The organism is Seongchinamella unica (assembly GCF_004354085.1).
Lineage (GTDB): Bacteria > Pseudomonadota > Gammaproteobacteria > Pseudomonadales > Halieaceae > Halioglobus > Halioglobus unicus.
On sequence record NZ_SMSE01000003.1, the window covers coordinates 686,278 to 707,225 of the forward strand.

Below are 20,948 nucleotides of genomic sequence, written 5' to 3' on the forward strand. Positions count from 1 at the left end.
AATAACTGAAACTTATATGGATATTCCGATGCGCCATCACCCCGACCCGATCAGGCTGCCTTCGACAGGGTTTTTTCCAACTCCGCGTGCAGGTCCAGGAACTGGCCGGTGAGCTTGTGGCTGGGGGCCAGGTCGATCAGGGGACGGTGCTCGCGGTGCGATTCTTTCATCTTCACCGAGGTGTTGAGGTAGGTGTCGAACACCGGGTAGCCCTCTTCCTCCAGTTCAGCGACCAGTTCCCCGGGCAGTCGCGCCTGGGAGTTGAACTGGTTGATCACGATGCCCTCAACCTCAAGCTCCGGGTTGTGGTCTTCCTGCAGTTCCGCCAGGTTGTCCATCAGCGAGTACAGGCTCTGGCGGGCGAAACTGTCGCAGTCGAAGGGCACCAGCACGGAATCGGCGGCAATCAGGGCCGATTTGGAATAGAAATTGAAGTTTGGCGGCGTGTCGATGTAAATGCGGTCGTACTCACCATCGAGTTTTTCCAGTGCGTCGCGCAGCTTGTAGATCTTGTAGCGGGACTCCAGCTCTTTCTCCATGTCCGACAACACCGGGCTGGAGGGCATCAGGTAGAGGTTTTCGTAGGGGGTTTCCCAGACAAAGGAATCGGGGTTCTTCTGCATGCGCCGCGACCCCACCGTCTGCTTGAACAGACCAGCCACACCCTGGGCCTCGGCGGGAAATGCCTCGGCGTCGATTTCACCGACCAGATAATGGGTGGTATTCCCCTGCACATCCAGGTCAATGATCAGCGTTCGATAGCCCATACTGGCGCCAATGGCTGCGAGGTTACAGGTGATGCTGGTCTTGCCGACCCCGCCTTTCTGGTTGAATACAACACGTTTCATAGCTTCAGGAACCGCTCAGATAGTGGCTGGAAGGGAAGCTACCAGTGTAATCAATCACTTATTTCATTGTAAGCATCCGGGCCAAATTTCTGTCATGAAACTGCCTCGAGTCCGTTCCTGGCGTGCCCCGGGCATCGCCCAGGTGGCAGGGTTTTATCGGCCGCCGCGTGGGGCGGGCCCGGAACCTGCGGCAGATTGCTGCTGGCCTGGCCCTTGGCCACAACTAGTCCTTGATCCCTATCAGGTGAATCTCGAACACCAGGGCGGTGTTGGGCGGTATGGCGTCGCCGGCGCCCTGGTCACCATAGGCCAGCCGGGGCGGGCAGGCGATCCGCCATTTGTCACCCACCGACATCATCTGCAGGGCCTCGGTCCACCCGGGTATCACCTGGTTGACGCCGAATTCAGCGGGCTCGCCCCGCTCCACCGAGCTGTCAAACACCCGGCCATCGACAAAGGTGCCGTGGTAGTGGGTCACCACGGTCGAGGTCAGCCCCGGGGTGTCGCCGCTGCCGCTTTCCAGCACCTCGTACTGCAGCCCGCTGTCAGTCACGGTGACTTCGTCCCGCTCTGCATTGGCCTTCATGAACTGTTCGGCAAGGGCCTGGCGCTTGCTGGCGAGTTCCGCGGCGATGGCCTGCTGCCTGTCCTGGACCACCTGGTAACTCGGATTGAGCTCAGCGTCGCTGAGCTGGGCCTGCTGGTGCTCGTACCAGTGGCGCATACCGGCAATCACGGCCTCCAGGTCCAGGCCGTCAAAGGTGTTGCGGCGCAGCTGGTCGCCAAATTGCAGGCCAAACCCGTAGCTGACTCTCTGCTCGTCGGTGGTCAAATCCACCTCGGGGAGTAGTGACATAAGAAATTTCCACTATGCTGGTGATAAAGGCCGCAAACCTTAGCACATTAAACCCCAGCGGGAGGAACCGGCCATGCAGCCCGACATCGCGCAGATTCATGACTTCTGGTTCGGCCCTCTGACCGACGAAGGCATGTGCGCCGCCGACAGGCACGACCTGTGGTTCAGGGCCAGCGACAGCACCGACAGGCTGTGCCGGGATCGGTTCGGCCTGCTGGTGACCTCGGCGCTGGAGGGCCAGCTCGCGGACTGGCCCGACAGTGACCCCGGGCTCATCGCCCTGGTGCTGCTGCTGGACCAGTTCACCCGCAACATCTACCGGGGCACGCCGCAGGCATTTGCCGGCGACGAGCGAGCCCTGGCGCTGGCCCAGCACTGCATTGCCCACGGCCATCACCAGCGCTTGCCTGCCATTCACCAGGTTTTCCTGTTCATGCCACTGGAGCACTGTGAGAACCTGGAGGTACAGGATGAGTGCGTGGAACTGTTCACCCAGTTACAAGCCATTACCGGCCTGGAACAGGTCGCCAGCTTCTGTCGCTACGCCATCGCCCACCGCGACGTGATCGCACAATTCGGTCGTTTCCCTCATCGCAACGCCATCCTCGGTCGGGATTCCACCCCCGGGGAGCTGAATTACCTGGAACAACACGGAGGCTTTTAATGCGCTTACTACTGTTGCTGCTGTGTCTGCTGCCGCTGGCCGCTTTCGGCCAGCAAAAACCCTTTGACTGCAATAGTTCACCCCCCCACCGGCAGTTCGATTTCTGGCTGGGGGATTGGGAGGTACGGGATGGCGAGGGCAAGCTCGGCGGCCACAACCTCATTACCGCCGAGCAGCAGGGCTGTGTGCTGGAAGAGCAGTGGCGCAGCGTACAGGGCGGCACCGGCCAGAGTCTCAACTATTACGATCCGGACAGCGGCCAGTGGCGCCAGCTATGGCTGGACGCGGGGGCCAGCATTATCGATATCAGCGGCGGCCTGGTGGATGGCAGTATGGTGCTGGAAGGCAGTATCTATTACCTGGCGTCGAAGACTGAAAAACCCTTCCGCGGCACCTGGACCCTGCTGGCCGATGGCCGGGTGCGGCAGTTTTTCCAGGAGCAGGATGCCGAGGGCAACTGGCAGACCTGGTTCGAAGGCTTCTACCGCCGGGTCGAACAGCCGGAGTAGCTCAGTCGCTGCCCTGGGAAACCGACCAGAAGTCGTAACGGCCCTCGGTCATTTCTGCCTGCCAGACATCGAAACGGCCACTCTCCAGGTCGGCATAGGCCTGCTCGATGGAGTCGTTGACCTGGGGGTAGGCAAGCTGGTCCCAGGGGCAGTCGGCCCGGGAGAAGAACCCGCAGTCGAGAGACTCCGGGCCGGGAATACAGAAGTCGGTGTCCACCCGGGCGCGAAACGCCACGTAGACCTGGTTGATGAAGGTAATCGTGCCGGTCATATACAACTGCAATTGCTCGTCGGGCAGTAATATGCCGGATTCCTCGTGCAGTTCCCGGGCGGCGGCCTGGGCCAGGGTTTCACCGCGCTCCATAAAGCCTCCGGGAATTGCCCAGGCACCGCGCCGGGGCTCGATGCCCCGCTGCACCCACAGCAGCCTGTCGTCGTTGGCAACGAAGGCTGTCACCACGATCATGGGATAGTCGTAGTCGAGCTGGCCGCAGCGTGTGCAGCGCCAGTGATTGCGCGACTCCCCGGCCACCACGTGCCGTTCCAGCGCGCCACCACACTCCGGACAAAATTTGTGTTTTTCCAACACCAGGGCTCCTCCCCTTGCTGAAAAAACCATAGCACTTTGCCCTGGCAAAAGCATTGGCGCTATGCTGTCGCCTCGATAACAGCGCCAGAGACACCAGAATGACAAACCAGACCCCGCAGGTGCAACTCCTGCTGACCGGCAATGAGATCATGAGCGGCGACACGGTGGACTCCAACTCGGCAATGATCGCCAGGCGGCTGGATGAGCTGGGCATAGGCATTTACCGAAAAATCACCGTGGGCGACGACCCCTCACTGCTCAAGCGCGAACTGGCGGCGATCACAGCAGAGGCGGACCTGGTCATCGTCAACGGCGGCCTGGGACCAACCGTGGACGATCTCACCGCCGAGATCCTGGCGTCGGTGGCCGGGGTCGACCTCGAGCAGCATCCGGAGGCGGTGGCTCACCTGGAGCAGTGGTGTGCCGGACGCAACCTGGCGCTGAATGACGCCAACCTCAAGCAGGCCATGCTCCCCGCGGGCTGCACTATCGTCGACAACCCCATCGGCAGCGCGGTGGGTTTTGAGATGACCGTGAACCGCTGCCGCGTGATCTGCACCCCCGGAGTGCCCTCCGAACTGGCGAAAATGCTGGATATTATTCTTGCCGGTCTCGCCGCCGGGCGCGACAGTCCGGTAGAGAGAGACATCCTGCGCCTGCAAACCTTTGGCCTGGGGGAGTCCTCCGCCCAGCAGATCATTGCCGACAATATTCCCGACTGGCCCGCAGAGGTGGAGCTGGGATTTCGCGCCGGGGCGCCCCAAATGGAGATCAAGCTGAGTGTGAACAGCGCCGCCGCCCTGCCGGCAAGGAACCGCTGCCGGCAACAGCTGGAACAGCTGTTCGGTGACCACATTCTCGGTGAAGGCGACACTGTGCTGGCCGAACGGGTACTGGAACTGCTGCGGGAGCGCGGCGAAACCCTGACCACAGCCGAGTCCTGCACCGGCGGACTGATCGCCTCAATGCTGACCCGGATAGCGGGTTCGTCCGCAGGTTTTCACGCCGGTTTTGTCACCTATGCCAATCATATCAAGCACACCGTGCTGGGTGTTCCGCTGGCAGACCTGGAGACCCACGGTGCGGTGAGTGAAGCAGTGGTGCGGGCGATGGCCCTCGGGGCACTGGAAAAATCCGGGGCGGACCACGCTATTGCCGTGTCCGGTGTTGCCGGCCCCGGGGGCGGCAGCGAGGAAAAACCGGTGGGCACGGTCTGGCTGGCCTGGGGCAGCCCGGACACCCTGCGTACCCGCTGCCTGTACTGGCCGGTCGAGCGGGGTTTGTTCCAGACCATGATCGCCGCCGCCGGGCTGGACATGATCCGCCGCAGCCTGCTGGGGATCGACCAGGAACCACGCTACTTCCAGCAGCGCCGGGTCCGCCAGTCGCAGGATGAGTCGAATCAGACCTCCAGGGCGGGCTGATCCTCCGTGGGCACAGTCCGGTGCCATACCAGGGAGTGAAAACGCGTGACCTCTCCCGCCCGGTCCTTGCCGCTGAGCACCAGGGTCTGTCCATCCAGTTCGGCATGGCGCAGCTGCTCGCTGCCCGGGAAATTGGGATTGAGGCTCTGGGTGACATAATGGATTACATCGCCATCGGCAACGCGGTAGCGTCCTGCGTATTGAAAGTAGGAGCTGAAAGCTGCCGCCTTGCGGTCGTCCGGCAGCTTGCGATAATTCACATCCTCGGGAAACAGCGCGCGCTCACGGCGGGCGATACAGGCGCTCATCCAGCCATCCTCGGAATACATCAACAGGCCCTGGGGCTCTTCGCCAAAGGGGTAGCTGAAATCATCCCGGTCCGAGTAACCAATCGTCCAGGACTCCAGCTGCCAGGTGCCCACGAGGTCGTTTTTAGTGATCATCGGTTTCCTCTCGCTCAGGGTTGTAGTTGTGAGATTTGCCAGTCCCCGGACGCTGTCCGGGTGTAGAGAAAGCGGTCGTGAATTCGGTGCTCCCCTCCCTGCCAGAATTCGATTCTGTCCGGGATCACGCGATACCCCCCCCAGAAATCGGGCACGGGAATGTCCCCCTTGCCGAACTTTTCCTTGAGAACCATGACCTGCTTTTCCAGCATGGCCCTGGCGGATACCGGCCTGCTCTGGCGCGAGGCCCAGGCGGCTATCTGGCTCTCCCGGGGCCGGGTTACAAAATAGCTGGCGGATTCCGCCACGCTCATTTTTTCCACCCGGCCACCGGCAATGACCTGCCGGTCCAGCTCATTCCAGGGAAACAGCAGCGATACCGAGGGATTGCCGGCCATCGCCTGCGCCTTGTTACTGCCGTAATTGGTATAAAACACAAAGCCCCCCCTGGACAGCCCCTTCAGCAGGACGATGCGCTGCCAGGGAAGGCCCGCCTCATCGACCGTTGCCAGCACCATGGCCGTGGGATCCTCCAGGCCCGCCCGCACCGCCTGCTCCAGCCAGTGCTCGAACTGTTTCAGTGGATCGGCGTCGAGCATGTCGCGATCCAGCCCGCCGGCGGTATATTCGCGCCTGAAATCCTCGTATTGCACTAGCGCCCGCCCCCACTGGCCGGGTCAAGCCCGCCGCTAACGGCTGCGTGCCCTGTGCTGAGGCCCCGTTGATCTGCAATTACCAAACTTCTGTCCTCGCGTTGCTGCACCGAACCACCCGACTGGCGCTTTTCTGTCTCAGCAGGGCCGACCTGGAGAGTGTGAACCGGCCCCTGACCCTGCTACTCTTTGCCGCCAGATGACCGGTTGCTAATAGTAGCGGCCCCGTCCGGCACAGGCAAAGAAGGCGATACATGCAGGCACCCGAAATCATTGCAGCGACAGACCGGCAGGAACAAACCCTGGTAGACGTGCTCGCCGAGGCGTTCAGCGAAGACCCGGTGATGAACTGGGTGATCCCGGAACCCGCGCTGTACGCTGATTTTTTTACCCTGCTGGTTCGCGACCTGTTCCTGCCCAGGGGAATCGCGCATCTTGACAGTGGCAGGCAGGCGGCGGCACTGTGGCTGCCCCCGGGAATCAAGTTCGACATCGCGCCCAGCTTCTCGCTGCTGGGCCTGGTGTTGAGGCTGCTGCTGCGCAAGGGACCGCGCCCGCTGCTGCGTATCCCCCAGCAGGAGCGACTGTTCGGGCGCCATATTCCGGTCGATCCCCACTACCACCTGGTGTTCATCGGCTGTCGCAAGTCGGCCCAGGGCCAGGGGCTGGGTTCAGCCATGCTCAAGCAGGGCACCCGCATCTGCGACCAACAGCAAATGCCCGCCTATCTCGAGAGCTCCAACGAACTCAACGTGCCCCTGTATCAACGCCACGGGTTCGAGGTCATCGCCGAAGAATCGCTACCCGGCGGCGGCCCCAGGGTCTGGTTTATGTGGCGGGAGGCCCGCTAGCGGGGAGGAAACTCCGCCAGCGCCGCGGCTGCAGCTTGCCTGCGAAGTTCCTCGCCGCCTTGCTCAGCAGGCTTGGAGCTGAGCCGCGATTCAATAATCGAACGCCAGACGGAGCGGTTTCGCAGTGGGTCTATCATGTCGACAATGAAGGTTCCCTGGGTGTACTGGCGTATGCTGACATCTGACACCGACGGGCCACAGCCCCAGCAATTGTAGTAACTCATGCTGTTGTAAGTGCGCACGTCGGTGCGTTCCTCGGTCACCAGGTGCCAGACCAGGTACATGTCGGCGTCGGTGTTGTCTTTCACTATGTCAAAGCCCTGGAGCCGGAGTTGCTCCGCCAGTGCCGCGTCGATGCGTGCCTCCTGCATGTCGCTGATGCTGATCGCCGACAGGGCCTCGCGCTCCAGCGGTTGAATGGCGATTGTGCGGACCTTGCTGAAATCGAAGCTGGAATCGTAATCCGTGGTCGCCTCCAGCGGCGTGGTACAGGCGGTTGTGAACGCCACCAGGGTGGCGGCAATTAGGATCTGCAAGGCACGTGACAGCATGGGGCGGGGCTCCTCGGGTTTGACCTCATTATGAAATTGATCGCCGACACATTCAATCGGCGGTGCTGGGATACACCGGCGCCCGACGGGCCATGGCAGGTATTTCCGGGAACGGGGTAAAGCCGCGCCAGTCTTCCCCGAAATCGTCCGCCAGAGGGCGGCCAAAGGCGGCGTAATAACATTTGTCCATGATTTCATCGAGCTCTTCGGCGGTGGCCAGGCCCAGCAAAACCGCCGCTTCGGCCATGCCCTCGGCGCGCAGCCGGCGCCCCGGTGGCAAGTCCTCACCCCGGGCCAGCGCGGCAAACATACGCTGCCATCGCTGCTGTAACTCTTCCTGTAGTGGTTCCATGTCACTGCCTCCCTGATCCGGCCACTGGGCGAAACCCCGGGCGAGTAGCCAATCGCCAGCGGGATGCGCGCTTTTACCAACCGGCGTGAGAGTGTATATACTTTCTAGTCGGCCTGAACCCTTATTAATAACTGACAGGTGGCGACAGCGCCACCGGGACGAGCTTTCCAATGAGCAGAGCGTCTCTCATTCTCTACCTCGGCTGCGCCCTGCTGTTTGGCTCGGCGGCCAACAACCCGGCCGGGGCCGCCCCTACCGGAGAGACAGGGGCCCAGGGACAGGATTCACCTTCAGCGGAGAAAGCGCTGCTGCACAAGGACGACAGCGACGCCTACCGCCGGGAGATCGCCCGGCTGGAGTCCGCCATGGGAGCCTACGCTGACCAGTTACCGGAATACCTCCTCAGCCTGGGTCTCAACCTGCAGCAGAGCGGCCAGCACGAGGCCGCCATCGATGCTTTCAAGCGCGGCATACACCTGGCGAGAATCAATGACGGGCTGTACAGCGCACAGCAGATTCCCATGCTGCAGCGGGAAATTTCCAGTCACATTGCGCTGGGACAGTACGCCAAGGCAGACGAGCGTCAGTTTTACCTGTACCGGGTACAGATGCGCAATATGGAGGGGGGCATGAATCGGGCCCAGGCTTTCATGCAGCAGGCCCGTTGGCAATACAACGCCTACCGGCTTGATCTGGATGGCCAGGGCTTCGCCCGCTTGATGAGCATGTGGGATTTGTATCGCCTGGCGCTCAACGACATCATCGATCGCCAGGGTGAAACCTCACACCTGCTGGTCGAGCCGCTGGAGGGCATGTTGCTCGCCCAGTACCTGATCGCCGCCTACGATGTGGATGACGTCAACAGCCACCAGGGCGGCGACAACGTTTCGGTACAACAGCAACTGAACCGGTTTCACGCCTATCGTGCCCAGAGCTACCAGAAGGGTCGCGCCGTCATCCAGGCGATTTATGACATCGAACTTGCCAACGGCGGCGCTGATAATCGGAACACCGCTAACTCGAAGGTGATGCTGGGAGACTGGCTGCTCTGGCACGGCCAATGGGATTCGGCGATGAACGCCTATCAGGAGGCTACCGCGGAACTTGTGGCGCTCGGCGATGCCCAAGAGGATGTAGAGGCCATCTTTGCCGAACCGGTGGCACTGCCCAATTTCGACGGCGCCCGCCACCTGCCCGCGACAGTCCCGCCGGAGCAGGCTAACCTGCAGGTAGAGTTTGACGTCAACAAACATGGCAAAGCGCTCAACATTGAACGGGTGGACAGCAGCGACCTGTCCAGCGGACGCGCAAACCGGGTTCTGCGGACCCTGCGTAAAACCCGCTTCCGGCCACAGCTGGTCATGGGGGAACCGCAGGACACAGAGGGGGTAACCAGAGCGTATGAAATCGAGCAGCCGGAATAAGGCGTTGACACGGGCAATGACGCGACTGGCCCTGCCAACCGCAGCGGCGGGCCTATGCCTGTTACTGGCAGGCTGCCCGAGCGCCAGTAACCCGACCACACCGCAGCCGCCGGCCACACCCAGCAGTTCTTCCTCGAGCAGTTCTTCCTCGAGCAGCGCTTCCTCGAGCAGCGCTTCCTCCAGCAGCTCCGCCAGTCGTCCGTCCTCAAGCAGTGCTTCCGCCAGCAGTCCTTCGGCCAGCAGTTCGGCCTCCCGGCAGGGCGAGACCGGCACGACCGGGTCTTCGTCAGCGGGCGAGTCCACGCCGGGCGAATCCACGCCGGGCGAGTCCACGCCGGGCGACTCCACGCCGGGCGAATCCACGCCGGGGGAATTTCCCGCCGATACGGGTGGCAGTGAAGGCCAGGGAGAGCAGGTTGCGGGCCAGGACGGGAGCAACGCCGAGCCCAGCTTTGAGGAGGGTGGCGGCGATGGTGCCGAGCCCGGTTTCGAGGCCGGCGGCGCAGGCGGGCTGCCGAACATGAGCGACGAGCCCAGCTTTGAAGACATTCTCGCCGGCATGGAAGACGCCATGGGCGACCCGCCCGCCGGCAGCAACTCCGGCGGTGATGCACCCGGCGGGGCACAAGGCGCCGGCCAGGACGGCACTGCCGCTGAGCGGGGCGCGGAGGGGAACTTCCCAGGCCAGGGATCCGGCGGGGGTGCCAGTAGCAACGCTGGTGGTGGCCCGCTGACCCCTGCCGAGCAGGTCGCCATCCTCGATGCCCGGCTGGAGCAGGGTACCGGTGAATTCGACGCCATGATCCTTGAGGAACAGGCGGTGCAACGGCAGGCTGCCCGCAACAGCACAGCCCAGCAATCGCCGGTGAGTGAGGCCAGCGGTTCCGGCGGCAGCAGCGATTCCGGCGAGTACGGCGGCGGTGTCGCCAGCAACAGCGGCGGCTACGGCGGCGGCATCGGGGGGGCGAGCGCCGGCGGCGGTGACCTGCCGCAAAATACGGCCAAATACCCTCCCCCGGGCGATATTCCCTCCGGCGATGACGATGACGTGGTCGCCCGCCAGCTGCGGGAAGCGGCCATGCGCGAGCCCGACCCGGCGGTGCGGGAGAAACTCTGGGATGAATACCGCAAATACAAGGGTATAGAGAAGTAATGATGGTGCGTGCATGCCTGGCCAAGGTACTGGGTGTTGTCACCCTGGCGGCCCTGTTGGGCGGCTGTGTCAACCAGACCGTCAAGAGCACCTCCGTGCCCACGATCGACAGGGCATCGTCGGTGATACCGGAAAGCCAGCTGCTGGACGTGGCCATTGTTATTTTCGATCCCGGCCTGGATGACTACGACGGCGATGAGCAGATCTACCCCGAGGTTCGCAAAGCCGAATCCCGCTATATGCCCAACCTGCTGTCCCAGGCCATGCAGGAGAGCGGTGCCTGGGGTGCGGTCAGGGTGGTACCCGACCCGCAGCGGATCTCTGACCTGATCGTCACCGGCAGGATCGTGCACTCCGATGGCGAAACCCTGGAGCTCGATATACAGGCCGAGGATTCACGGGGTTACCAGTGGCTGGACAAAACGTACCAGGGCCAGGCCAGCGCCTATGCCTACCAGACCACGACCCGCACTAGCTACGATCCCTTCCAGGCGGTTTACAACAACATCGCCAACGACCTGTTCAAGGCCATGGGTGCACTGCGACCGAAAGATCGTGAGAACGTCAGGCTGACGACAGATCTGTTGTTCGCCCAGAGTTTCTCCCCTGACGCCTTTGCCGGCTACCTGGCGAAAAATCGTAACGGCGTCTACCTGGTGATGCGCCTGCCGGCAGACAACGACCCGATGCTGGAGCGCATTGGCACTATTCGCGAGAGGGATAACATGTACGTCGACACCATGCAGGAGTATTACAACGCCTTTGGTGTGGAGATGATCGGTCCCTACCAGGAGTGGCGCAAGCTCAGCTACGAGGAAGCCATCGCCCTGCAGGAACTGCAGGCCGATGCCAGGCGGCGCCTCATCGCTGGCGCGGTGGCTGTCGCCGCCGGTATCGCCGGCATGTCCAGCAACGACAGCTACAGCCGCTCGGCGGGCAATGTGGCGGTGATTGGCGGTGGCTACCTGCTGAAAAGCGGCCTGGAAAAGCGCAACGAGGCGCAAATACACGTGCAGGCCCTGGAAGAGCTGGGGATGTCGCTGGAAGCGGAGATCACCCCCCAGGTCATCGACCTGGAGGACCGTTCAATCACCCTGAGCGGCAATGTTGAGGAGCAGTATGCGCAATGGCGCGAGTTGCTGGCCGACATCTACGCGACCGAAATCGGCGCCCTGGAGGATCCGGGGGCAAACCGCGCCGGGGATTCTGCCGCCACCCCTGATACACTGCGGGACCAACAGTAACGTACCCTGTCAGATAAGGTCCGCGCAGTAGATGTCTTCCCCCAATCAGCAACTGGAGCCCACACCGTTTGAGCCCGCCACCCCGGCGGAACCGGATCCGGTCGCGGTAAAGTCGTCACCTGACTGGGTGCTGCCGGCGCTGGCTTTGCTGGCAGTGCTCGCCCTGCTGGTGGTGTTCTGGCTGCCGGAGCAGGTCGCGGAAACCGACGCCATCGCCGGACCCGGGACCGCCGCGACTCCCGCAACCAGCGGGACCCGCAACCCGGCTTCCACCAGTACCGCCGGTAAATCGGCCGGACCGGAGGTATCACCCTGGTCCGATGCCCAGGCGACGAAACTTCGCAAGGAAGCCCAGGGGGTACTGCAGGAGCTGCTGGACCTGCAGTTCGAGCTGGAGGAGCGCGGTGCCCCGGTGTGGGCCGACGATGCCTACCCGGCAGCCATCGCCGTTGCCCAGAACGGGGATGAGCTGTATCGACAGCGCCAGTATGTGGAGGCCAAAGCACGCTATGAAGAGGCCCTGGCCCAATTACAGGCCATCAACGACAGCATCCCGGCAGTGGTAGATGCCCAGTTGGAGTTGGCCCGCAACGGCCTTCAGGAAAGCGCCGTGGAACAGGTGCAGCGGGCGCTGGAGCTGGCAGCAATGATCGAGCCGGAAAATGCTGCGCTTGCAGGGCTGCAGCAGCGCGCTGCAGTCATGCAGCCGTTACTGGAACAGCTGAACCAGGCCAGCGAAAGCGAAGCGGCAGGAGATCTGTCCTCGGCGGTGGAGCAGCTTGAACAGGCAGTTGCCCTGGACGGGGAGCACCAGCGGGCCGCGGCCGAGCTGGCCCGGGTCAACGCGGCCTACCTGGAGCTGCGGTTCAACGATGCCATGAGTGACGGCTACAGCGCATTGGACGAGGGCCGGTACAGCCAGGCCCGCGACGCCTTCGGGAAGGCGGAAAAATTGCGACCGGGGTCAACCGAGGCCAGTAGCGCGCTGCAGGAAGTTGCGGTGGCACAACAGGCCAGTCGCCTTAGCGCGCTGAAGCGCGAGGGAGCCAGCCTGGAAAAATCGGAACAGTGGCAACAGGCCGTGGAGGCTTACCGGAGCGCCCTGGAGATGGACAGCAGCCTGCTGTTCGCGGTGGAAGGCCTCAAGCGCAGCCAGTTCAGGGCACGGCTTGACAAGCAATTCCGTGCCGCCATGCTGCAGCCGGAGCGGCTCTCTGACGTGGCGGTGGCGGAAGCGACCGCTAAACTGCTGCAGCAGGCAAAAGCCATCACGCCCCGGGGACCGGTCCTCGATGAACAGATAAACAGCCTGGAAGTCCTGCTGCAACAGGCCAATACCCTGGTGCCGGTGACGCTGCACTCGGATGGCGAAACCGAGGTCATCGTCTACAAGGTCGCCAGGCTGGGCAAGTTCCAGCAAGAGCAACTGACCTTGCGCCCCGGGACCTACCGGGTACGTGGCAGCCGGGTGGGCTATCGTGATGTGTTGCACGAATTCACCGTCAGTCACAGTGGCAACCTGCCCCCCATTGAGGTTCGCTGCACGGAGCAGATTCTTTGAGCCAGCAAAACCCGCCGGACCACGCCAGCCCGATTGAACCCAGCGCATTCCAGCCGCTGGAAGCGGCCACTGACGCACCCTCCCGCCAGTTTCAACCCCTGCGGTGGACCGTCGCCGGTCTCGGGCTGCTGTTCCTGTTAATCATGGGCTTTCTGCTGACCTCGCGTTCCCTGCAGGTCATCGTGGTGGCCCAGTCAGCGGCGAACATCGATATCAGCGGGCTCGCCCTGCCCTTTGGCGAGCGCTACCTGCTGCGCCCCGGGAATTACACCATCGAGGTCAGGGCCGAAGGCTACCATCCCTTTACCACCGAGGTGACAGTCACCGACAGCGACAGCCAGAGCGTGGAAGTGGTTTTGCAGCCGCTCCCCGGGCTGGTCAGTATCGAGTCGCAACCAGCCGGTGCCCGCGTGACGGTGGACGACCAGCATCTGGGAGACACTCCGCTGAGCGACCTGGCGCTGGAGGCAGGCGAACGCAAAATCGTCATCGAGGCAGAGCGTTACCTGCCCCTGCAGCAGAACGTTGAGGTCACGGGTCGACAACTGCCCCAGCAGCTGAGCGTAGCCCTGGAACCGGCCTGGGCTGAGGTGTCCATCAGCAGCGAACCGGTGGGGGCAGAGATCCTGATTGACGGCGAAACCGTCGGCACCACGCCAGCGGTACTGGAGGTACTGCAGGGCGAACACCAGCTGATGCTGCGGCAAACCACCTTTGCCAACTGGCAGCAGGACCTGGACATTGTCGCCGGCCAGCCCAGGGACCTGGGGACCGTCAAACTACAACCCGCTGCCGGGTTGTTGCAGCTCACCAGCCGCCCCAACGGCGCCAATGTCACCCTCAACGGGGAATTCCAGGGCCAGACGCCGCTGGAGCTGGAAATCGCCCCGGGGCGCAGCCATCGCCTGGCGGTGTTCAAGCCGGGCTATCGGCGGCACAGCGAAACCGTGCAACTGGAAGCGGCTACCCAGGACAGCCGCACCGTGACCCTGCAGGCGCAGCTGGGCGAGGTTCGCTTCAGGGTTTCGCCCGCTGAGGCGGAGATCCGGGTCAACGGCCGGCCCCGCGGCAAGGGCAGCCAGGTACTGGCGCTGCCCGCGGTCGCCCACCGGGTCGAAATTTCACTGCCCGGTTATGCCACCGTCAAGCGCAGCATCACCCCCCGGCCGGGACTGGAACAACTGGTGGAGGTATCACTGCAGACCGAAGCGGAGGCGCGCGCCGCCCGGATCAAGCCGGAAGTCACTACCGCGCTGGGGCAGACCCTGCTGCTGTTCAACCCCGCGGATTCGGCCACTGCCGACTTCACCATGGGGGCCTCCCGCCGCGAACCCGGACGCCGCGCCAATGAGGTGCTGCACCCGGTTTCCCTGCGACGAAGCTTCTACCTGCAGACCACCGAGGTTACCAACGCCCAGTTCCGCCTGTTCGAGGCCTCCCATGATTCCGGCCAGATCGAGGGCAAGAGCCTCAATCGAGACCACCAGCCTGCCGTGCAGGTGAGTTGGCAACAGGCAGCCTCTTTCTGCAACTGGCTGAGCAGGAAAGAGGGGCTGCCACCCTTCTACCGCGAGACCAACGGTATCATTACCGGCTACAACCCTTCGGCGACGGGCTATCGATTACCCACCGAAGCGGAGTGGGCCTGGGCGGCTCGCTCCAGCGGTGAACAGCTGCTGAAGTTCCCCTGGGGTGACGATTTCCCACCCGCTAACCCGGTAGAAAACTACGCGGACAGCAGCTCTGCGTTCGTGACCGGGCGGGTCCTCACCAGCTACAAGGACGGCCACGTGGTGAGCGCCCCGGTCGCCTCGTTCCCCGCCACCGACAAGGGCTTGTACGACCTCGGCGGCAACGTCGCCGAGTGGGTCCACGATGTTTACACCATTCCTTCCGCCAACGGCACCGTGCAAACAGACCCGCTGGGCAGCCAGTCAGGGGACAACTATGTCATTCGCGGGGCGAGCTGGTCCCACAGCCGCATTTCAGAGCTGCGCCTGTCCTACCGGGATTATGGGCAAGCGGGACGCGATGACGTAGGATTCAGGATAGCGCGGTACGCGGAGTGAACTCATGAACAGGCTGCTGATACTATTACTGGCACTGTGGGCAACCGCGCTGTGGGCCCAGACAGACACAGAGCAAGCCCCCGCCGAGAACGAGAGCCAGGATGAGCAGGTGGCCGAGGAGCCACAACCGGCAACCGATCCCTTCGATTACGAATCTTCCGAGCAGATCTCAGAAGACCTCTCGGTCTCCTTTCCGGTGGACATATAGGACCAGCCCATGAAGCAGCGGATGTCATCCGAATTTATTTACCAGTTATTCGCCCTGCTGATTGCGGTGATCGTTGTTCATGCGGTTTATGTGGGCGCCATACGCCCCGCTGCCGATGCCCAGATTCGCCAGGAGATGGAGCAGCAGGCCGCGGGCGAGGACTTTGTACCGGAAAGAAGCTTTGTGGTGGTCATCCGCGACTTCGAGCAGGAGGCCTGCTTTATCCTGCTGATCTGGGCGCTGGCGATCATGGGCTACAAGGGCAAGCGCACCCTTGACGAGCAGGAACTGCTGGACCGGCGCCTGCTGGATATTCCCGAAGGCACCAGCGTACTGCCGGAAGATGCCCGCGAATACAGCCGCTCGCTGGAAGCCCTGCCAGAGAAGGAACAGGACTACCTGCTGCCCAGAACCCTGCTGGGCGCCCTGCAACGATTTGCCACTACCGGCAGCATCCAGGCGGTGTCCGATACCATCAAGGAGAACTGCGAAATCGAGGCGGACCGGCTGGACTCGGAACTGTCCATGGTGCGTTACATCGCCTGGGCGATTCCCTCTATCGGATTTATCGGCACAGTGCGCGGTATCGGCGAAGCCCTGGGACAGGCCTACAAGGCAGTGGAAGGTGACATCTCCGGGGTGACCGTGAGCCTGGGCGTGGCCTTCAACAGCACCTTCGTCGCCCTGGTTCTGTCCATTGTCATCATGTTCTGCCTGCACCAGCTGCAACTGTCACAGGAGCGACTGGTACTCGACTGCCAGCGCTACGCCGACAAGCGCCTGATGCGCCACCTGGTGTCCCCATGACTGTACCGCTGCTGGACATCAACGACTGCCTCCTGCAGCTGTGGGGCAGCGGCCCGGTACAGCAGAGCCCCGGCTACGCCTTGCTGGAAGGCAGCGACTACCGCTTTGGCAACAGCGCCAGGGGTAGCGCCCGGCTCCGGCCCAGGGACATCAATAATCGCTTCTGGTGGCAGCTCAGTGTGGAGCCGCTGCAGCCGGCCCTCGGGCCGGCCCGCCATACGGCAGACCTGGTCCACGCCCACCTCAAACAGATCCACGGTGATGCCGGCGAACCGGCGGAACTGCTGCTGGCCTGCTCAGGCAGCATGCAGCGAGAGCAATTGAGCCTGCTGCTGGGGATCGTTCAGCAGTGCCCCTTCGACGTGGTGGGGCTGGTCAACCGCAGCGCCCTGCTGGGCAGCCTGCACGGCGGCCCCGGGCGCCTGTTCCACCTGGAAATACAGCTACACCAGGCCCTGATCACCGAGCTTGCCCAGAATGGCGACGACATCGTGGTACAGCGCAGCGTGCCGCTGCCGGGCTGCGGACTGCTGCAACTGCAGGAGCGGTTGGTGGAAATCATTGCCGGTACGTTTATCCGCCAGACGCGATTCGACCCGCGGCGTAAGGCTGACACCGAACAGCAGCTGTACGACGCCCTGCCACGGGCGCTGCAAACCCTGGCCGACAGCGGCGAGTGTAATATTGAAGTCAACGGCTATCGCGCCAGGGTACTGGCCGCCGATATGGCCAGCGCCGGCCAGCGCCTGTTCAATGCTGCGGCGGAAACCATGGGCAGCCTGTCGCCCGCGGATCGGCTGGTGGTCGACCCCCTGGTGGCGCTGCTTCCTGATCTGGCGCACAAACTCCCGGAGGCCCGAGTCGCTGCCGCCGATGCGCTGTGGCAGGCGGCAACGCAGCACGGTGAAAGCCTGCTCAATCGCGGCGGCCCGCTGAGTTTCGTCAACGCCCTGCCCTGCCTGGCGGCGGATAATAACGGCCCCATTGAGCCACAGGCGCTGGAGCCGGCGCCCGCAACAGTGAGCGAGCCCACCCACCTGCTCGCGGGTGCCACCGCCAGGCCCCTGGTTGCGGGCATGAAACCGGCACCGGGACTGGAAATCAGCCGGGCAGGTGAAACCTGGCTGCTGCGGGGGAAAGGCCGCCTCAACGACCACGAGTTACAGGGCAGCAAGCCCCTGGCTGCGGGCGACCGGGTGGTCGCCGCCGATGGCAGCGAATTCCAGCTGATAGACGTCGTGCCAGGCCATGGCTAGGCGCAAGCGCAGTTTCACCACGTTTAACCTGAGCTTCCTCGACATCATGTCCTGCGGTTTCGGGGCGGTGGTGCTGGTATTCCTGATCATCGATCACTCCATGGCGGTTTATTCAGAAGACCTCAACCAGGAGTTACTGTCCGAGGTCAACCTGCTGGAAGAGGAGGTACTGGAGGGCAGGGAGGGGCTGGTGCGGCTGCGCAACACGCTGTCAGACATCGACCGCCAAACCGTGGAAGCCCAGGGTCGGGCAACCCGGATCACCGAGGAAATGGATGAGTATGAGGCGCTTATTGCCGCCCTGCGGGCCGATGGCTACACCGAGGATGAAGCCATCGAGCAGTTGAAGGCGGAGGTCCGCTCGCTGGAAGAAGAAGTCAGCAAACTGCGCGAGGCAGCCCCCGAGGACGGCGGCAGTAGCGCCCGCACCTATATCGGCGAGGGCAACCGCCAGTACCTCACCGGCCTCAATCTGGGGGGACGCAACATTGCCATCCTGCTGGATGTGTCCTCCAGTATGCTGGCGGACCGGCTGGTCAATATCATCCGGCTGCGTAACATGGGTGAGGATGTGCAACGCAAAGCCGACAAGTGGACCCGGGCTGTCGACACCGTGGACTGGCTCACCGCCCAGCTGCCGGTGAACGCCGAGTACCAGGTGATCACCTTCAATACCGACGCCACCACCTTGCTCGGCGGCACCGAGGGCAAATGGCTGGAGGTCGCGGACCAGGCCCAGCTGGAACAGGTATCCACCGAACTGCGCAAAATCGTACCGGCAGGTGGCACCAGCCTGGAGAATGCGTTTATTGCGCTGCAGCGCCTGTCACCTTCACCGGACAACATATTCCTGATTACCGACGGCCTGCCCACCCAGGGCACCAGCCCGCCCCGGGGCACCAAGATCAGCGGCCGGGACCGCCAGCGACTGTATCGCCAGGCCATTCGCCAGCTGCCGGACGGTGTACCGGTCAATGTGATCCTGGCGCCGATGGAGGGCGACCCCATGGCCGCCTCCGAGTTCTGGCAGCTGGCGCAGGTCAGCCAGGGGGCCTTCCTCAGCCCGTCGAAGGACTGGCCCTGATGGCTCGCCGGCGCACCACCGAAGAATTCTCCCTGTCCTTCCTGGACGTGATCTGCTGCGGCTTCGGCGCGGTGATCCTGCTGCTGATGATCACCAAGACAGTGCAGCCACAGATCATCGAGGCCTCCACCGTCAACCTGGAAGGCAAACTCGCCGACCTGCAGGAACAGATTTACGAGATCCGCGGCGAGACTGTCATCCTCAACCGGGACCTGAACGCCAGGCAGGAACAGTTGTCTCAATACAGGGAGCGCATTGCCATCCTGCAGGCTCAGCTGGCAAGTACTCGCTCCAGCTACGACAGCATCCAGGTAGAAAGCAACAGTAATGACGTGATCACCGAGCAATTGGCCATCGCCCGCCAGCAGCTTTCCGAGGAAATGGAACGCCTGCTGGGCAAAGAATACCAGTCGAAAAACAACCTGATCGGCGGTATTCCGGTGGACAGTGAATATATTATTTTCATCATCGACACCTCGGGGTCGATGTTTTCCTACGCCTGGGACCGCATGATCCAGGAGGTTGAATCAACCCTGGCCATTTACCCCGAGGTTAAAGGCATACAGGTCATGAACGACATGGGCCAGTACATGTTCAGCCGCTACCAGGGCCAGTGGATCCCGGACACTCCGGGCCGGCGCAAGGTGATCATGCAGAACCTGCGCAACTGGAACGTGTTCAGTAATTCCAGTCCGGTTGAGGGCATTACCGCGGCCATCCGCACATTTTACGATCCCGGCAAGAAAATTAGCCTCTATGTTTTCGGGGATGAATTCACCGGAGAGTCTATTTCCCAGGTGGTGGAAACGGTCGACCGCATCAATCGCGAGGATGCCAGCGGCAATCGCCTGGTGCGCATCCACGGGGTCGGCTTCCCGGTGCAATTTATCCGCGCACCACATCTGCAGACGACGGGCATTCGCTTCGCTACACTTATGCGAGAGCTGGCTTATCGCAATGGAGGGACATTTGTCGCGCTCAATGACTTCCGCCCCTGAATGGCGCCTGCTGGGCATGACTGTGCTGCTGGCACTGCTGGCCGGCTGCGGGCCCACCACAGTCAAGGTACAGGGCAGCTTCCCCGAACCGCTGATGGAACCGGTGCCCCTGACCCTGGGCGTCTGGTACACGAAAGACTTTGCCAATCACGAATTTTTCGACGAAGCCAAGTCCCGCTCGGAATCGGGCTGGGTGGTCAATACCGGCGAAGCCCAGGTGGCCATGTGGGACACGCTGCTGGCGGGCATGTTCTCCCGTCTGGTGCATATGAAGGGCAAGCCCGCTCCCGGGCAAATGAACCAGGTGGTCAACGCAGTGCTCATCCCCCACGTGGATGAACTGCAATACGCCATTCCCCAACACACCAACGTCAAGGTCTACGAAATCTGGATGCGCTATCGCTTCGAGCTGGTGACCAATGCCGGCAAACCGATTGCCGAGTGGACCATGCCCGCCTACGGCAAGACCCCCACCGCCTTCCTGCGCAGCGACGAGGCGGCGGTCAACCTGGCGGCGGTCATGGCACTGCGTGACGCCGGCGCCAATTTCGCCACCAGCTTTACCCGGGTGCCCGCCGTGGCCGAGTGGCTGGATGGTAGACAGGTCGGCAAGGTTCCGGCCGTGGCTCGGGATATGCCTGCCGAGGTCGGCGCCGACAGCGATACGGTGGCCGTGCCGGTTATTGTAAACGGTGACCCGAGTGCCGGGCAGGCAGTCGAGGAAATCAAGGAGGTTGAGTAATGAAAACCACCCTCTTCGGGCCTCTACTCCTCATCACCCTGCTAACAACTGGCTGCGTGACCTCCACGGTCGATGAGATGGTCTTCAACGAGCCCACCGCCGGCATCGGTGATGCCTCGGTGGTGATTCTCGGTCGGCGCCATGCCAGCGACTATGAAACCGAACCGGACTTTATCGAATGCGTGGGGGATCATATCTCCTCGCGGGACAAGAGCATCTCGATTATCGACGAAATCGACTTTGTAAATGCACTTTATCCCTGGTTCGAACCGCGCACCGCTCCCCTGCACCCGGGGGACATCGACCGCCTGCTGGCGCAGGAGCCCGTGGCGCAGCGCCTGCGTGAACTGAAAACCGAATACATGATCTGGATCGATGGCGTCACGGTGCGCTCGGACTCCGCCGGTTCCATGACCTGCGGCATCGGCCCCGGTGGCGCCGGCTGCTTCGGTTTCGGCACCTGGAACAACGACTCCAATTACGAGGCCGTGATCTGGGACTTCACCGACCGCGCGGAAGTGGGCCGGGTCAACACCTCCGCCAGCGGCCAGTCCTACATGCCCGCCGTGGTCATACCCATACCCATTATCGCCCCGGTGCAGGGCACCGCCTGCGATGGAATCGGCGACCAGCTACTGGAATTCCTTTCCAGCGAGTACTGA

Annotated in this window: 23 protein-coding genes; 16 read left to right on the plus strand and 7 right to left on the minus strand. The window is 62.7% G+C overall.

From position 1 onward, the window contains the following. Positions 1-50: 50 nt before the first annotated feature. Positions 51-848: a ParA family protein gene (locus tag E2F43_RS15370; RefSeq protein WP_133214189.1), complete on the minus strand. Its 798-nt coding sequence runs from the start codon at positions 846-848 to the stop codon at positions 51-53. Between the two features lie 223 nt (positions 849-1,071). Then, positions 1,072-1,704: a BamJ family beta-barrel-assembly machinery protein gene (locus E2F43_RS15375; RefSeq protein WP_133214191.1), complete on the minus strand. Its 633-nt coding sequence runs from the start codon at positions 1,702-1,704 to the stop codon at positions 1,072-1,074. Between the two features lie 73 nt (positions 1,705-1,777). On the opposite strand from E2F43_RS15375, the gene E2F43_RS15380 reads away from it, so the two are divergent. Together E2F43_RS15380 and E2F43_RS15385 are read left to right on the plus strand one after the other, a co-directional pair. Next, positions 1,778-2,368 carry a DUF924 family protein gene (locus tag E2F43_RS15380; protein ID WP_133214193.1) on the plus strand — a complete coding sequence of 197 codons (591 nt, stop codon included), beginning with the start codon at positions 1,778-1,780 and terminating at the stop codon, positions 2,366-2,368. After that, positions 2,368-2,877 carry a hypothetical protein gene (locus E2F43_RS15385; RefSeq protein WP_133214195.1) on the plus strand — a complete coding sequence of 170 codons (510 nt, stop codon included), beginning with the start codon at positions 2,368-2,370 and terminating at the stop codon, positions 2,875-2,877. Before E2F43_RS15380 ends, E2F43_RS15385 begins: the two co-directional genes overlap by 1 nt. Position 2,878: 1 nt before the next feature. Here E2F43_RS15385 and E2F43_RS15390 read toward each other — a convergent pair whose 3' ends face one another. Then, positions 2,879-3,463, minus strand: a complete 585-nt coding sequence (locus E2F43_RS15390) for an NUDIX hydrolase (protein WP_165954344.1) — start codon at positions 3,461-3,463, stop codon at positions 2,879-2,881. Between the two features lie 101 nt (positions 3,464-3,564). Here E2F43_RS15390 and E2F43_RS15395 point away from each other — a divergent pair, with 101 nt between their 5' ends. Beyond that, on the plus strand, positions 3,565-4,890 hold the full coding sequence (locus E2F43_RS15395) for a CinA family nicotinamide mononucleotide deamidase-related protein (RefSeq protein WP_133214199.1): 1,326 nt from the start codon (positions 3,565-3,567) through the stop codon (positions 4,888-4,890). Here E2F43_RS15395 and E2F43_RS15400 read toward each other — a convergent pair. Then, entirely contained in the window at positions 4,869-5,333 is a 465-nt protein-coding gene (locus E2F43_RS15400; protein ID WP_133214201.1) for a lipocalin-like domain-containing protein, read from the minus strand. The two genes, E2F43_RS15395 and E2F43_RS15400, sit on opposite strands and share 22 nt — an antisense overlap. Positions 5,334-5,347: 14 nt before the next feature. Further along, positions 5,348-5,986, minus strand: coding sequence for a pyridoxamine 5'-phosphate oxidase (gene pdxH / locus E2F43_RS15405; protein WP_133214203.1), 639 nt, complete (start codon positions 5,984-5,986; stop codon positions 5,348-5,350). A gap of 254 nt (positions 5,987-6,240) precedes the next feature. On the opposite strand from pdxH, the gene E2F43_RS15410 reads away from it, so the two are divergent. Then, positions 6,241-6,837, plus strand: a complete 597-nt coding sequence (locus E2F43_RS15410; protein WP_133214205.1) for a GNAT family N-acetyltransferase — start codon at positions 6,241-6,243, stop codon at positions 6,835-6,837. Here E2F43_RS15410 and E2F43_RS15415 read toward each other — a convergent pair. Together E2F43_RS15415 and E2F43_RS15420 are read right to left on the minus strand one after the other, a co-directional pair. Beyond that, positions 6,834-7,388, minus strand: coding sequence for a DUF4136 domain-containing protein (locus tag E2F43_RS15415; RefSeq protein WP_133214207.1), 555 nt, complete (start codon positions 7,386-7,388; stop codon positions 6,834-6,836). The genes E2F43_RS15410 and E2F43_RS15415 overlap by 4 nt on opposite strands. 52 nt (positions 7,389-7,440) lie before the next feature. Further along, entirely contained in the window at positions 7,441-7,740 is a 300-nt protein-coding gene (locus E2F43_RS15420) for a hypothetical protein (RefSeq protein WP_133214209.1), read from the minus strand. A gap of 170 nt (positions 7,741-7,910) precedes the next feature. Here E2F43_RS15420 and E2F43_RS15425 point away from each other — a divergent pair, with 170 nt between their 5' ends. The 12 genes from E2F43_RS15425 to E2F43_RS15480 are packed head-to-tail and all read left to right on the plus strand — an operon-like array spanning position 7,911 to position 20,948. After that, positions 7,911-9,164, plus strand: coding sequence for an energy transducer TonB (locus E2F43_RS15425; protein ID WP_133214211.1), 1,254 nt, complete (start codon positions 7,911-7,913; stop codon positions 9,162-9,164). 16 nt (positions 9,165-9,180) lie between these two features. After that, on the plus strand, positions 9,181-10,317 hold the full coding sequence (locus tag E2F43_RS15430) for a hypothetical protein (RefSeq protein ID WP_133214213.1): 1,137 nt from the start codon (positions 9,181-9,183) through the stop codon (positions 10,315-10,317). Next, positions 10,317-11,561, plus strand: coding sequence for a hypothetical protein (locus tag E2F43_RS15435; RefSeq protein ID WP_238946947.1), 1,245 nt, complete (start codon positions 10,317-10,319; stop codon positions 11,559-11,561). The genes E2F43_RS15430 and E2F43_RS15435 overlap by 1 nt, the downstream gene beginning before the upstream one ends. A gap of 31 nt (positions 11,562-11,592) precedes the next feature. Further along, positions 11,593-13,122, plus strand: a complete 1,530-nt coding sequence (locus E2F43_RS15440; protein ID WP_133214215.1) for a tetratricopeptide repeat protein — start codon at positions 11,593-11,595, stop codon at positions 13,120-13,122. Beyond that, positions 13,119-15,191, plus strand: a complete 2,073-nt coding sequence (locus E2F43_RS15445; protein ID WP_133214217.1) for a PEGA domain-containing protein — start codon at positions 13,119-13,121, stop codon at positions 15,189-15,191. The genes E2F43_RS15440 and E2F43_RS15445 overlap by 4 nt, the downstream gene beginning before the upstream one ends. A 4-nt stretch (positions 15,192-15,195) precedes the next feature. After that, positions 15,196-15,399, plus strand: coding sequence for a hypothetical protein (locus tag E2F43_RS15450; RefSeq protein ID WP_133214219.1), 204 nt, complete (start codon positions 15,196-15,198; stop codon positions 15,397-15,399). A 9-nt stretch (positions 15,400-15,408) separates the two neighbouring features. After that, positions 15,409-16,206, plus strand: coding sequence for a MotA/TolQ/ExbB proton channel family protein (locus tag E2F43_RS15455; protein ID WP_133214221.1), 798 nt, complete (start codon positions 15,409-15,411; stop codon positions 16,204-16,206). Continuing rightward, positions 16,203-17,462: a hypothetical protein gene (locus E2F43_RS15460; protein WP_133214223.1), complete on the plus strand. Its 1,260-nt coding sequence runs from the start codon at positions 16,203-16,205 to the stop codon at positions 17,460-17,462. Before E2F43_RS15455 ends, E2F43_RS15460 begins: the two co-directional genes overlap by 4 nt. Then, positions 17,455-18,546 carry a vWA domain-containing protein gene (locus E2F43_RS15465; protein ID WP_133214225.1) on the plus strand — a complete coding sequence of 364 codons (1,092 nt, stop codon included), beginning with the start codon at positions 17,455-17,457 and terminating at the stop codon, positions 18,544-18,546. The genes E2F43_RS15460 and E2F43_RS15465 overlap by 8 nt, the downstream gene beginning before the upstream one ends. After that, positions 18,546-19,544 (plus strand): VWA domain-containing protein, encoded by a 999-nt coding sequence (locus E2F43_RS15470; RefSeq protein ID WP_133214227.1) that lies wholly within the window; start codon positions 18,546-18,548, stop codon positions 19,542-19,544. Before E2F43_RS15465 ends, E2F43_RS15470 begins: the two co-directional genes overlap by 1 nt. Then, positions 19,528-20,286 (plus strand): hypothetical protein, encoded by a 759-nt coding sequence (locus tag E2F43_RS15475; RefSeq protein ID WP_238946948.1) that lies wholly within the window; start codon positions 19,528-19,530, stop codon positions 20,284-20,286. Before E2F43_RS15470 ends, E2F43_RS15475 begins: the two co-directional genes overlap by 17 nt. Further along, complete coding sequence (locus E2F43_RS15480) at positions 20,286-20,948, plus strand: hypothetical protein (RefSeq protein WP_133214229.1); 663 nt, start codon at positions 20,286-20,288, stop codon at positions 20,946-20,948. Before E2F43_RS15475 ends, E2F43_RS15480 begins: the two co-directional genes overlap by 1 nt.

Coding starts and splice junctions, on each gene's coding strand:
- E2F43_RS15475 (WP_238946948.1), top strand. CDS start 19,528: ATGACTTCCGCCCCTGAATGGCGCCTGCTGGGCATGACTGTGCTGCTG.
- E2F43_RS15375 (WP_133214191.1), bottom strand. CDS start 1,704: ATGTCACTACTCCCCGAGGTGGATTTGACCACCGACGAGCAGAGAGTC.
- E2F43_RS15430 (WP_133214213.1), top strand. CDS start 9,181: ATGACGCGACTGGCCCTGCCAACCGCAGCGGCGGGCCTATGCCTGTTA.
- E2F43_RS15420 (WP_133214209.1), bottom strand. CDS start 7,740: ATGGAACCACTACAGGAAGAGTTACAGCAGCGATGGCAGCGTATGTTT.
- E2F43_RS15460 (WP_133214223.1), top strand. CDS start 16,203: ATGACTGTACCGCTGCTGGACATCAACGACTGCCTCCTGCAGCTGTGG.
- E2F43_RS15470 (WP_133214227.1), top strand. CDS start 18,546: ATGGCTCGCCGGCGCACCACCGAAGAATTCTCCCTGTCCTTCCTGGAC.
- E2F43_RS15480 (WP_133214229.1), top strand. CDS start 20,286: ATGAAAACCACCCTCTTCGGGCCTCTACTCCTCATCACCCTGCTAACA.
- E2F43_RS15455 (WP_133214221.1), top strand. CDS start 15,409: ATGAAGCAGCGGATGTCATCCGAATTTATTTACCAGTTATTCGCCCTG.
- E2F43_RS15415 (WP_133214207.1), bottom strand. CDS start 7,388: ATGCTGTCACGTGCCTTGCAGATCCTAATTGCCGCCACCCTGGTGGCG.
- E2F43_RS15410 (WP_133214205.1), top strand. CDS start 6,241: ATGCAGGCACCCGAAATCATTGCAGCGACAGACCGGCAGGAACAAACC.
- E2F43_RS15465 (WP_133214225.1), top strand. CDS start 17,455: ATGGCTAGGCGCAAGCGCAGTTTCACCACGTTTAACCTGAGCTTCCTC.
- E2F43_RS15450 (WP_133214219.1), top strand. CDS start 15,196: ATGAACAGGCTGCTGATACTATTACTGGCACTGTGGGCAACCGCGCTG.
- E2F43_RS15440 (WP_133214215.1), top strand. CDS start 11,593: ATGTCTTCCCCCAATCAGCAACTGGAGCCCACACCGTTTGAGCCCGCC.
- E2F43_RS15435 (WP_238946947.1), top strand. CDS start 10,317: ATGATGGTGCGTGCATGCCTGGCCAAGGTACTGGGTGTTGTCACCCTG.
- E2F43_RS15385 (WP_133214195.1), top strand. CDS start 2,368: ATGCGCTTACTACTGTTGCTGCTGTGTCTGCTGCCGCTGGCCGCTTTC.
- E2F43_RS15380 (WP_133214193.1), top strand. CDS start 1,778: ATGCAGCCCGACATCGCGCAGATTCATGACTTCTGGTTCGGCCCTCTG.
- E2F43_RS15425 (WP_133214211.1), top strand. CDS start 7,911: ATGAGCAGAGCGTCTCTCATTCTCTACCTCGGCTGCGCCCTGCTGTTT.
- E2F43_RS15395 (WP_133214199.1), top strand. CDS start 3,565: ATGACAAACCAGACCCCGCAGGTGCAACTCCTGCTGACCGGCAATGAG.
- E2F43_RS15370 (WP_133214189.1), bottom strand. CDS start 848: ATGAAACGTGTTGTATTCAACCAGAAAGGCGGGGTCGGCAAGACCAGC.
- E2F43_RS15400 (WP_133214201.1), bottom strand. CDS start 5,333: ATGATCACTAAAAACGACCTCGTGGGCACCTGGCAGCTGGAGTCCTGG.